9 protein-coding genes and 1 pseudogene are annotated in these 11,259 nt (G+C 68.8%); 5 read left to right on the top strand and 5 right to left on the bottom strand.

All coding sequences use genetic code 11. From position 1 onward, the window contains the following. Nucleotides 1-577 precede the first annotated feature (577 nt). Genes ABZ281_RS18865 through ABZ281_RS18855 form a run of 3 tightly spaced genes read left to right on the top strand, consistent with a single transcriptional unit; the run spans nt 578 to nt 1,865 of the window. A complete protein-coding gene (locus ABZ281_RS18865; RefSeq protein ID WP_356656844.1) occupies nt 578-1,015 on the top strand; it encodes an SRPBCC family protein in 438 nt (145 codons plus the stop codon). Beyond that, nucleotides 1,012-1,425, top strand: coding sequence for an EVE domain-containing protein (locus ABZ281_RS18860; protein ID WP_356656842.1), 414 nt, complete (start codon nt 1,012-1,014; stop codon nt 1,423-1,425). The genes ABZ281_RS18865 and ABZ281_RS18860 overlap by 4 nt, the downstream gene beginning before the upstream one ends. After that, the gene (locus tag ABZ281_RS18855; RefSeq protein ID WP_356656840.1) at nt 1,422-1,865 is read left to right on the top strand and encodes a MarR family transcriptional regulator; all 444 of its coding nucleotides are present in this window, start codon (nt 1,422-1,424) and stop codon (nt 1,863-1,865) included. The genes ABZ281_RS18860 and ABZ281_RS18855 overlap by 4 nt, the downstream gene beginning before the upstream one ends. A gap of 144 nt (nt 1,866-2,009) precedes the next feature. On the opposite strand, the pseudogene ABZ281_RS18850 reads toward ABZ281_RS18855, so the two are convergent. Next, a pseudogene (locus ABZ281_RS18850) lies at nt 2,010-2,144 on the bottom strand (IS3 family transposase); the annotation flags it as partial. A gap of 358 nt (nt 2,145-2,502) precedes the next feature. Here ABZ281_RS18850 and ABZ281_RS18845 point away from each other — a divergent pair. Together ABZ281_RS18845 and ABZ281_RS18840 are read left to right on the top strand one after the other, a co-directional pair. Beyond that, nucleotides 2,503-4,242: a GAF domain-containing protein gene (locus ABZ281_RS18845; protein ID WP_356656838.1), complete on the top strand. Its 1,740-nt coding sequence runs from the start codon at nt 2,503-2,505 to the stop codon at nt 4,240-4,242. Nucleotides 4,243-4,570: 328 nt separating this feature from the next. Beyond that, the gene (locus tag ABZ281_RS18840; protein WP_356656836.1) at nt 4,571-4,807 is read left to right on the top strand and encodes an anion permease; all 237 of its coding nucleotides are present in this window, start codon (nt 4,571-4,573) and stop codon (nt 4,805-4,807) included. Between the two features lie 16 nt (nt 4,808-4,823). Here the strand turns inward: ABZ281_RS18840 and narI are convergent, their stop codons facing one another. The 4 genes from narI to ABZ281_RS18820 all read right to left on the bottom strand — a co-directional run. Further along, complete coding sequence (gene narI, locus ABZ281_RS18835) at nt 4,824-5,591, bottom strand: respiratory nitrate reductase subunit gamma (RefSeq protein WP_356656834.1); 768 nt, start codon at nt 5,589-5,591, stop codon at nt 4,824-4,826. Continuing rightward, nucleotides 5,588-6,235, bottom strand: a complete 648-nt coding sequence (gene narJ, locus ABZ281_RS18830; protein ID WP_356656832.1) for a nitrate reductase molybdenum cofactor assembly chaperone — start codon at nt 6,233-6,235, stop codon at nt 5,588-5,590. Before narJ ends, narI begins: the two co-directional genes overlap by 4 nt. An 11-nt stretch (nt 6,236-6,246) precedes the next feature. Beyond that, nucleotides 6,247-7,953: a nitrate reductase subunit beta gene (gene narH, locus ABZ281_RS18825; protein WP_356656830.1), complete on the bottom strand. Its 1,707-nt coding sequence runs from the start codon at nt 7,951-7,953 to the stop codon at nt 6,247-6,249. After that, the coding region (locus ABZ281_RS18820; RefSeq protein ID WP_356656828.1) for a nitrate reductase subunit alpha at nt 7,953-11,259 on the bottom strand (3,307 nt) is incomplete at its 5' end. The genes narH and ABZ281_RS18820, both read right to left, overlap by 1 nt.

The raw sequence follows: 11,259 nt of genomic DNA, 5'->3' as shown, positions 1-11,259 counted from the left end.
AGAGGTTCAACTCGCCTCAGCAGGGCGCCTCGTGGACTGCCGCCTCCGCAGAGATCGTCAGGGGCCTCGTACCGGTACGCGTAACGCTTGATCCCATACACCACGATGCGGGACACGACCCTGATTCCGGCGAAACGCGCATGCTGCCGGGCAGGAGTTGGTGATTCCATGCGAAAGGACATCAGCCCCGCCGAGGGCACTGAGGGGCTTGACTACCGGTGCCGCCTGCCGCTGTCGAGCGCCACCCTGGACCTGTTGCCGGTTTGGTCCGCGGCCACCTGAAGAAGATCCGCTCCCGTTGACGCACGCTCCCGCCCGGCCGAGTCGCTCTGATCGTCCTGGCGGTCCTCCGGTATGACCAGCGGCTTTCCGATGTGACCCCGCTGGCGGACGATCGCCTGCCGACGATCACGTCACCGACCCGCACGAGCACCTCATCCACGGCCCACGCCAGCCCCGCGACCTGCAACGTCAGATTGAAACCCCTCAGTGAGAAGCCGATCGCGAACCAAGCGGGCGGTCGCATGCCATGGCTCAGGGATTCGACCTCAAATTAATAAGCGCGCATACTATCTGCATGATGACCATCGGCACTGCCCGGACCACTTCGACCGCTGCCCCGTCCTCCTTCTTTGCCCGCTGGGCCGACATGGCGACCTGGCCGGAATGGAACGCCGACATTGAATGGGTCCGCCTCGACGGCCCATTCAAGGCTGGTTCAACCGGTGTCCTGAAGCCCAAGGGCGGCCCCAAGACGAAGTTCGTCATCGCCGAGCTCGCCGACGACCGATTCGTCGACGTCTCCAGGCTCGCCGGGGCACGTATGACGTTCAGCCACTTCGTGGAGGAAACCCCGGATGGCGGCACGAAGGTTCAGGTGACCGTCACCTTGGCCGGGCCGCTGTCCCACCTCTGGAATCTGATTCTCGGCAAGGGCATCAAGGCGACGTTGCAGCGGGATCTGGACAGCCTGAAGGCCGTGGCCGAGGCTCTTTCCACGAGGGGCCTCGCGTGAAGTACTGGCTGGGCGTCGTCAGTCGCGACCACGTGCACCGCGCCACCAAGGCAGGCATAGCCCAACTGGGCCACGGCAAGCGCCCTGGCCTGGCCCGACTCAGCCCCAGCGATTGGCTGATCTACTATTCGCCACGCACGAGCCTGCGAGACGGTGAGACGCTCCAGGCGTTCACCGCGATCGGTGAGATCGCCGACGGCGAGATCTGGCAAGCCGACGAAGGCGGCTTCCAACCCTGGCGCCGACGGGTCCACTACGTGGAACCCGCGGTGGAAGTACCCATCCGCCGGTTCGGCGGCTCCCTGGCCCTGACCTCCATCGCGAACTGGGGCCACCAGCTGCGACGCGGCCTGGTCGAGCTGACCGAAGATGATTTCCGTCGGATTCGTTCAGCCATGGTCGCTTCGTGACCCCGCGTGACCTGGACACCAGGTATACCGACGCCGAGGAGAGCCCCGGATTGCTCCTGTGGCAGGTCACCAACCGATGGCAGGCGGCTATCCGCCTCACCCTCAAGCCCTACGGGCTCACCCACGTCCAATTCGTGCTCCTCGCGACGTTGACCTGGCTGGGATCCGAGGGGCCGGTGACGCAAAGGGCGCTCGCCGACCACGCCGCGTCGGACCCCATGATGACGTCCCAGGTTCTGCGTGCCCTGGAAGGTCGCGGTTTGGTCGAGCGCCACCCGCACCCGCAGGACGGCCGGGCACGGGCGCTCACTGTGACAAAGGAGGGGCGCGTGTTGGCGAACCGCGCCGTGGTCGCGGTCGAGGCATGCGACGCCGAGTTCTTCGGAGCCCTGGGACAACAGACCGATGCGTTCACGCGGGCGTTGCGGCGCCTCAAGTGACTGATACACACCAGCGATACGGCGCATCCCACGCGCACCGCGCCGGATACCTACCACTTCGCGGACATGGGCTTCGAGCACGGCCCGGGAAGGACGCGGGCGATGTCCGGCTTCACCTCGGACTGCGACACACTTGAGCGCCCTGCTGGTGGTGCGCGGGCTCTTGGCCCGGATCACCCCGCGCAGGTCCGCCCGGCGCATGAGGCGTTCGACCGTGCAGCGGGCCACCTCGAATCCCTCGCGCCGGAGGGCGGCGTGGACCTTGCGGGCCCCGTAGACGCCGTAGTTTGGCCTCGTGGACGCGGCGGATCTCCTTGGTGACTTACTCGTCTCGCAGGCTGCGGGCCGAGGGCAGGCGGGTGCGGGCGCGGCGTAGTAGGTGCTCGGCGCGATCGGCGCGTCCGTCTCGGCGAGGACGTCGCAGATCGGCTGGACGCCGAACGTCTCCGTTACGGCCTGATGCCGGGTACGGCAGCGATCAAGAACCGTCACGGGGGAAGGACTCTCCCAGTGCAACCTGCGTAATAGGATCTGAGCTGCCCTGACCGCCGCATTCCACACATGGGTTCGCGTGTGGACAGGGCCATTGAGGCATGCTGGGGAGGTGCCAGTGGCATCTTTTCCGGAGGGAGCGGGGATGGCGGAGAGTCCGGCCGAAGAGCGGAGGGGCGCTCAGGCGGCACCCCAGTTGCGGCTGGACGAGCTGCTGGAGGGCCTGCAGGCACAGGTGGCTCAGGTACGTGCGACGCGGGACCGGGTGCACACTCTGCTGGATGCGGTACTGGCGATCGGCTCCGACCTGGATCTCGATGTGGTGCTGCGGCGCATCACGGAGTCCGCGGTGGCCGTGGTGGATGCCGAGTACGGGGCTCTGGGGGTACTGGGCGAGGAAGGCCGGATCAAGCAGTTCATCACGGTCGGTGTGGACGAGGAGACCATCAAGGCGATCGGCCACTATCCCGACGGCCAGGGCATCCTGGGGCTGCTGATCAGGGAACCTGAGCCCCTGCGGCTGGCCGACCTGGGGGCACACCCCGAATCGGTGGGCTTCCCTGAGGGGCATCCGCCGATGACCACGTTTCTGGGAGCTCCGGTGCGCGTACGCGACCGTGTCTTCGGAAACCTGTACCTGACCGACAAGCGCGGCGGGGCGCAGTTCGACGACGAGGACGAGGCCGTACTGCGCACCCTGGCGGCCGCGGCCGGCGTCGCCATCGAAAACGCCCGGCTCTACGAGGACACGCGCCGCAGGGAGCAGTGGCTCGCGGCGAGCAGCGACCTGACCCGGAGCCTGTTGTCGGGCACCGACCCGGACCAGGTACTGCACCAGGTCGCCGCCACCGTGAGGGCGCTGGCCGAAGCCGATCTGGTGACGCTTGCCGTGCCCTTCGACGGCGGCGACGAGTTGGTGATCGAGGCCGCGGACGGGGCAGGCGCCGATCGGGTGCGCGGGCTGGTGTTGCCGGCCACCACGTTGGCGGCGAAGGTCTACCACTCCAGCGAGCGGATCAGCAGCAACGCGCTGTCCCGTGAACCGCAGGAAGGGGGTGGCTCCGCAGCCCAGGTGGAACTGGGGGCCGGGTTCCTGCTTCCGCTGGGCGGCCGCGAGCACGCCCGCGGAGTCCTGCAGGTCGCCAACCTGCCCGGCGGCGAGGAGTTCTCCGACGCCACCAAGACGATGATCAGTGGCTTCGCCGACCAGGCCGCTCTCGCCCTGGAGATCGCGGAGCACCGACGCGAGGCCGAGCATCTCCTGGTTCTCACCGACCGCGACCGTATCGCCCGCGACCTGCACGACCTGGCCATCCAGCGGCTGTTCGCCTCCGGGCTGACACTGAACTCCGTACTGAGCCGGCTGGCCGACAAGCCCGAGGTGGTCGAGCGCGTCCAGCGCGTCGTCGACGACCTCGACGACACGATCAAAACGGTGCGGACCACGATCTATGCGCTGCGCGAGCGCGATCGTGCCGACGCGCGTTCCGGGCTGCGCGCGAAGTTGCTGTCCGAAACCGACCAGGCCGCCGAGACGCTCGGCTTCGGCCCCGCCCTGCGCATGACCGGCCTGCTGGACACCGTCGTACCCGCCGGCCACGCCGATCACATGCTGGCTGTGCTCCGCGAGACGCTGTCGAACGCCGCCCGGCATGCGCACGCCACCGCCGTCGAGGTCACCGCCGAGACGGACGGCACCCTGCTGCGACTGCGCGTGGCCGACAACGGGCGGGGCATCGACCCGGCCGTCACCCGCCGTAGCGGCCTGGACAACCTCCGCAAGCGCGCCACCGACCTGAGTGGCAGCCTCACGCTCACGCTGAACGAGCCCACCGGCACCGTCGTGGAATGGACGGTGCCCCTCCCCTCGGGAGCGGACGCGTAACCCGCGAGGCCGGCCGCGCCGCGTGGACGCGCAGCCACCTGTGCTCAGGCGCCCGGAGCGTTACCCGATCACCCACCGGACCGACACGGCGTTCCGCCCCGCTGTTCGATAGTTGGCTGCCCGTCAACAGTGGCTCGAGGGTGCGCGGAGCGGATGTACCGGGGGCGACGATCCGACCAACCGAGCTGAAATTTCCCCCGTCGGCTGAGGAACCGCGGCCGGTATGGCAGCCCTGGGCAAGCGACCTCGGGGCACACTGCCGCGTCGACGCTTCACAGGCGCGCAGTACGACTCCTGTGGTGCCATTCGACCCCACGATGAGGGCCGGTTGGGACACCGAAGGATCACTCGCCGGGGCGGCGCCCCCGGGCCGTACCCCCGCCAGGCCAGGTCCGCCGCGGTGTGGACGGCGACCAAGTGGATGGCCCCAGGCGCTGTGGGCCTGATCGTCTATCCACTGCCGCAGCCCGACGGGATCAAGCCGGACGGCTGGGCGGTCCTGTCCATCTTCACCGCGACGGTCCTCGGCTTGATCCTCCAGCCCCGGGAGGCAGGCACACTCTGAGGCGGACGGCGCAGGACTACCGGGTACGCTCCCAGCCGCGGCGTGGGGCGCGGGCGCCGAGTTGCACGTCGCGGCTGCGATAGACGATGTAGGGCCGGGTGAGGTAGCCGATGGGGGCGGTCAGCATGTGCACCAGGCGGGTGAACGGCCAGGACGCGAAGAGCAACAGCGCGCTGACGGCGTGGAGCTGGAACAGGACCGGGGCGCCGGTCATCGGGTCCGGGTCGGGCTGGAGGTAGAAGATCGAGCGGAACCAGGGAGAGATCGTCTCGCGGTAGTCGTAGCCGCCACCCACGACATTGGCGGCGACGGTCGCGGCCAGGCCGAGGACGATGGTCACGGTCAGCGAGACGTACATGGCTTTGTCGTTGCGGGTGGTGGCGGAGAAGACGGGGCCGACGGTACGGCGCCGGTAGATCAGGATGGCGAGCCCGCCGAGTGTGGCGACGCCGGCGATGGTGCCGAGGACGACCGCGCCGATGTGGTACGTGTGCTCGCTGATCCCGGCCGCTTGAGTCCAGCTCTTGGGGATGACCAGGCCGCCGATGTGGCCGAGGAGCACGACGAGGATGCCGAAGTGGAACAGCGGGCTGCCGATGCGCAGCAGGCGATTCTCGTAGAGCTGGGAGGAGCGGGTGGTCCAGCCGAACTTGTCGTAGCGGTAGCGCCAGACGTGGCCGAGGACGAAGACGGCCAGGGCCACGTAGGGCAGGACAACCCAGAGCAGGATGCCACCGGTGCCAGTCCCCGCCGCCAGGGTGAGGGGCTGCGCGGGTGCGGTCATCGGGGACCTCCTACGACGGGGTCGGGCAGGAACACCGGAGATGCGTACGGGTCGAGGCCGACCTGTTCCTCGGGCGGGCCGTCGGCGGCGAGACGCATGACGGCTTCGCGATCGTCGCCGGACAGGGCCGGCAGGGTGCCCGAGACGGAGTCCAGCACATGGGCCCAGGGCGAGTCGTCGTCGTTCAGGGCCAGGCGCAGCAGTTCCAGACCGGCACGGTGTTCGGTGAGCAGACGCTGTCCGGCTTCCGGTTCGGTGGCGGCGAACTCGAGGACGACGGCGAGGTGGTCGGGCAGTTCGTCGTCGCCCAGTTGCCATCCGGCAGCGGAGTACGTCTGCTTCAGCCGCAGCAGGCCGATGCCGCGCTTGCGGGTGTCGCCGTGCGCGTAGTACGTCAGGTACAGGCAGCAGCGTTTGCGGTGGTCGAAGGTGGCGACGTAGGTGGTGGCCAAGTCGGCGCCGGCCGTCTGCTCGGCATGTGCGACGAAGCGCAGCAGGGGACGGGCGACCGGTTCCGGCAGGGTGGCGGCGGCCCGACGAGCCAGGGCCAGGCGCTGCCCGAACTGCTCGTCGGGGTAGGCGAGCAGCAGGGACTGGGCCTGCCAGGCGTAGGAGTGCCAGGGCTGCGTGCGGGCTGCGCGCATGGTCTTCCTTTTCATGGCCTTGGCTCGACCTCCCCGCCGCGGTCCCCGTCGGCACCGTTGCCGCCGCCGGATGGTTGGTCCGGGAACAGGCCGGGTGGGGAGCCCTTGCCGTCCCAGTTGAGCAGGTTGACGCGGGTGGCCTTGTGGCTGGGGGTGGCGGGGGTGTCGGAGGTCTGCCGGTCGCTCAGGGCGTGGAAGTTCTCCACGGCGATGGGTGCGGCGCCGCCGGAGGTCTCGCCGAAGGGGCCGGAGCCTCCCATGCCGGGGCCGCCCTCGTAGTCCAGGCTGCACTCGGTGGCCAGCTCCTCCAACTGGTGGGCCTGCTCTGCGTGCGCGGGCGGGATGACGTAGCGCTCGTCGTACTTGGCCAGGGCCAGCAGCCGGTACATGTCGTACATCTGCTCCTCCCCCATCCCAACCTGCTTCGGAATGGCGGCGTTGGGCTCGCGGCCGAGGTTGATGTCGCGCATGTAGGAGCGCATCGCCGCCAAGCGGCGCAGCACCGCGTCCACCGGGGCCGGATCGCCCGCGGTGAACAGTTGGGCAAGGTAGTCGACGGGGATGCGCAGGGCGTCGACTGCGGCGAACAGGTTGCGGTGGTCCTCGGCGTCGTTACCGGTGTCGCGTACGGCGTCGACGACCGGGGACAGCGGCGGGATGTACCAGACCATCGGCAAGGTGCGGTACTCCGGGTGCAGCGGCAGCGCGACCTGGTAGGTGTTGATGAGGGCGTGGATCGGGGAGCGCTGAGCAGCCTCGATCCAGTCTCGCGGAATGTCCGCCCTCTCCGCCGCGGCGACGACGTCCGGGTCGTGCGGGTCGAGGAAGACCTTCCGTTGTGCCTCGTACAGGGCGGTTTCCTCCGGCGTGGAGGCGGCTTCCAGCACCTTGTCGGCGTCGTAGAGGACGAGGCCGAGGTAACGCAGCCGGCCGACGCAGGTCTCGGAGCAGACGGTGGGCAGGCCGACCTCGACACGGGGGAAGCAGAAGGTGCATTTCTCGGCCTTGCCGGTGCGGTGGTTGAAGTAGACCTTCTTGTAGGGGCATCCGGTGACGCACATACGCCAGCCGCGGCAGCGGTCCTGGTCGACGAGGACGATGCCGTCCTCTTCGCGCTTGTAGATGGCGCCGGAGGGGCAGGAGGCCGCGCAGGACGGGTTGAGGCAGTGCTCGCAGATGCGTGGCAGGTAGAACATGAAGGTCTGCTCGAACTCGAGCTTGATCTTCTGCGCGACCTGGTTCAGCAGGACGTCTTTCTCGCTGGTCGCAGCCGAGCCGCCGAGGTCGTCGTCCCAGTTCGCGGACCAGGAAATCTTCATGTCCTTGCCGGTGATCAGGGACTTGGGGCGGGCGACGGGGGTGTGCTCCTGCAGCGGGGCGTTGGTCAGGGTCTCGTAGTCGTACGTCCACGGCTCGTAGTAGTCGTCGAGGGACGGCAGCACCGGGTTGGAGAAGATCTGGATCAGCTTCTTGAACCGGCCGCCCGCTTTCAGCGCGAGTTTCCCGCGTTTGTTGAGTTCCCAGCCGCCTTTCCAGGTGTCCTGGTCCTCGTAGCGGCGGGGGTATCCCTGGCCGGGGCGGGTCTCGACGTTGTTGAACCAGACGTACTCGACGCCGGTGCGGTTGGTCCACGCCTGTTTGCAGGTGACCGAGCAGGTGTGGCAGCCGATGCACTTGTCGAGGTTCATCACCATCGCCATCTGGGCCATGACGCGCATCAGTACGTCACCTCCTGGTTCGTGCGGCGGCGGATGACGGTGACCTCGTCGCGCTGGTTGCCGGTCGGGCCGAGGTAGTTGAAGGCGTAGGAGAGCTGGGCGTAGCCGCCGATGAGGTGGCTGGGTTTGATCAGCAGGCGGGTCAGGGAGTTGTGGATGCCTCCGCGTCGGCCGGTGGTCTCGGTGCGGGGCACGTCGATCAGGCGGTCCTGGGCGTGGTGCATGTAGACAGTGCCTTCCGGCATGCGGTGAGAGACGACCGCTCGGGCGGCGACCACGCCGTTGCGGTTGACGGCCTCGATCCAGTCGTTGTCCTTGACCCCGACCTTGGCCGCGTCCTGCGTGCTCATCCAGATCGTCGGCCCGCCCCGAGAGAGGGAGAGCATGAACAGGTTGTCCTGGTACTCGGAGTGGATGGACCACTTGTTGTGCGGCGTCAGGTAGCGCACGGTCACGCCGAGTTCACCGGTCACGCCGATGTGGGGCTCGTCGAACAGGGCGTGCATATTCAACGGGGGCCGGTAGACGGGGAGTTGCTCGCCGAGCGCAGTCATCCAGTCGTGGTCGAGGTAGAAATGCTGGCGGCCGGTGAGGGTGTGCCATGGCTTGAGGCGCTCGACGTTGACGGTGAACGGGGAGTAGCGGCGTCCACCGGTCTCCGATCCGGACCACTCGGGGGAGGTGATGACCGGCACGGGCGCGGCCTGGGTGTCGGCGAAGGTGATCTGCTTGCCCTCGTGCTCGGCCGCCAGGTCCGCGAGCTGGGCGCCGGTGCGGGCTTCGAGGGTGTGGAAGCCCTGGGTGGCGAGATGGCCGTTGGTGGTGCCGGACAGGGCGAGGATCGCCTCGCAGGCGTGCACGTCGCGGGCGATCGAGGGCCGGCCGTCGGCCGCCCCGCCGCGGACGGTGCCGTTCTTGTGCCGCAGGTACTCCAGTTCGCGGTCGACTTTGAAGGTGACGCCCTTGGTGGTGGCCCCCAGGGTGTCCAGCAGCGGGCCGAGGGCCGCCATCTTGTCGGCGATCGCGCCGTAGTCGCGCTCCACGGTGACGAGCTTGGGCATGGTGCGGCCGGGAACCGGCTCGCACTCCCCCGCCTTCCAGTCCCGCACCCTCCCGTGCGGATTGGCCAGCTCGTCCGGGGTGTCGTGCAACAGCGGTGCCGCCACCACGTCCTTGCGCACACCGAGATGACCGGCGGCCTGGCGGCTGAACTCCTTCGCGAGCGTGTGGAAGGCGTCCCAGTCGGTGCGGGTCTGCCACGGCGGGGAGATCGCCGGATTGAAGGCGTGCACGAAGGGGTGCATGTCCGTGCTGGACAAGTCGTGCTTCTCGTACCAGGTGGCGGCGGGCAGCACGATGTCGGAGTAGACGGTGGTGCTGGTCATCCGGAAGTCCAGCGTCAGCAGCAGGTCCAGTTTCCCGGCCGGTGCCTCCTCACGCCACACGACATCCCGCGGCCGCGCGTCGGGCGGTGCTTCGGTGGCGCGTACGGAGGAGTCGGTGCCCAGCAGGTGCTTGAGGAAGTACTCGTTGCCCTTGGCGGAGGAGCCCAGCAGATTGGCCCGCCACACCGTCAGCACCCGGGGGAAGTTCTCCGGTGCATCCGGGTCCTCGCCCGCGAACCCCAGTCGGCCGGCTTTGAGTTCCTCAACCACGTGCTCACCCACGGCCCGCCCGGCCGCCTCGGCCTCGTCCGCCAGATCGAGGGGGTTGCGGTTGAAGGTCGGATACGACGGCATCCAGCCCATCCGGGCCGACTGCGCGATCACATCCGCCGTGGCCTTGCCCGCGAACGGGCCGCCAGTGCCGGCCGCGGCGAGGGTGTCGGCGGAGAACTGGTCGTATCGGAACTGGTCGGAATGCAGGTACCAGTACGCGGTCTGGATCATCAGCCGGGTCGGCCGGTTCCAGTCCGCGGCGGTCGCGATCGCCGAGTAGCCGGTGATCGGACGCACCTTCTCCTGGCCCACGTAGTGCGCCCAGCCGCCGCCGTTGACGCCCTGGCAGCCGGTCAGCGTGGTCAGCGTCAGGAAGGCCCGGTAGATGGTGTCGGAGTGGAACCAGTGGTTCGTCCCGGCGCCCATGATGATCATCGAACGGCCGCCGGACTCCTCCGCGTTCGTCGCGAACTCGCGGGCGATGCGGGCCGCCTTGGCTGCGTCCACTCCCGTGATGGCGGCCTGCCAGGCGGGGGTGTACGGCTCGGCGGCGTCGTCGTAGCCGGTGGGCCACTGGCCGGGCAGACCGTCGCGGGCCACACTGTACTGGGCCAGCATCAGGTCGTAGACCGTAGTCGCCAGGCGCCCTGCGACCCGGTGCACGGGCACGCCCCGCCGCAGCCGCCCCGCACTGCCGTCGGGGGCGTCGAAGCGTGGCAGCTCGACCGCGACCGGCGCTTCGCCACCGCCCTCGGCAGACAACAACGGCTGGATGTCGCCGAGGTCCAGGTTCCATTTTCCGGCGCCGGACTCGCCGTAGCGGTCGCCGAGCGTGCCGTTCGGCACCACCGGCTGCCTCGTGGCCGCATCGAGCAGCACGGTCCGAAACTGCGCATGCTCGGCTTCCGCGTACTCGCCGCCGAGGTCGGCGGCGGTCAGAAACTTCCCCGGCCGGTAGGTGCCCGGCTCGCCCTCCACCTCGTCGAGGGCGACCAGGAAAGGCAGATCCGTGTACTTCTTGACGTAGTCCGTGAAGTACGGGGTGGCCCGCTCGACGAAGAACTCCCTGAGGATCACGTGCCCCATGGCCATCGCCAACGCCCCGTCGGTTCCCGGCTGGGCCGCGAGCCACTCGTCGGCGAACTTCACGTTGTCCGCGTAGTCGGGCGACACAGCGACGACCTTCTGGCCACGGTAGCGGGCCTCAGCCATCCAGTGCGCGTCCGGGGTTCGGGTCACCGGCACGTTGGAGCCCCACATGATCAGATAGCCTGCGTCCCACCAGTCCCCCGACTCCGGCACGTCCGTCTGGTCGCCGAACATCTGCGGCGAGGCCACCGGCAGATCGGCGTACCAGTCGTAGAAGGACAGCATCGCGCCGCCAAGGAGGGAGTAGAAGCGGGCGCCGGCGGCGTGCGAGACCATCGACATCGCCGGGATCGGTGAGAACCCGGCGAGCCGGTCCGGGCCGTACGCCTTGATCGTGTGCACATGTGCGGCGGCGACCATCTCCACCGCCTCGTCCCAGCTCGCCCGCACCAGGCCGCCCTTGCCGCGCGTCTGCTTGTAGCGGCGCGCCCGCTCGGGGTCGGAGACGATGTCCGCCCAGGCCGCGACCGGGTCGCCAAGCCTCTGCTTGGCCTCCCGG

This window comes from Streptomyces sp. NPDC006265 (assembly GCF_040613555.1).
Taxonomy (GTDB): domain Bacteria; phylum Actinomycetota; class Actinomycetes; order Streptomycetales; family Streptomycetaceae; genus Streptomyces.
Note: the sequence above shows the minus strand (reverse complement) of the source record. Positions and strands in the feature narration are given on the sequence as shown.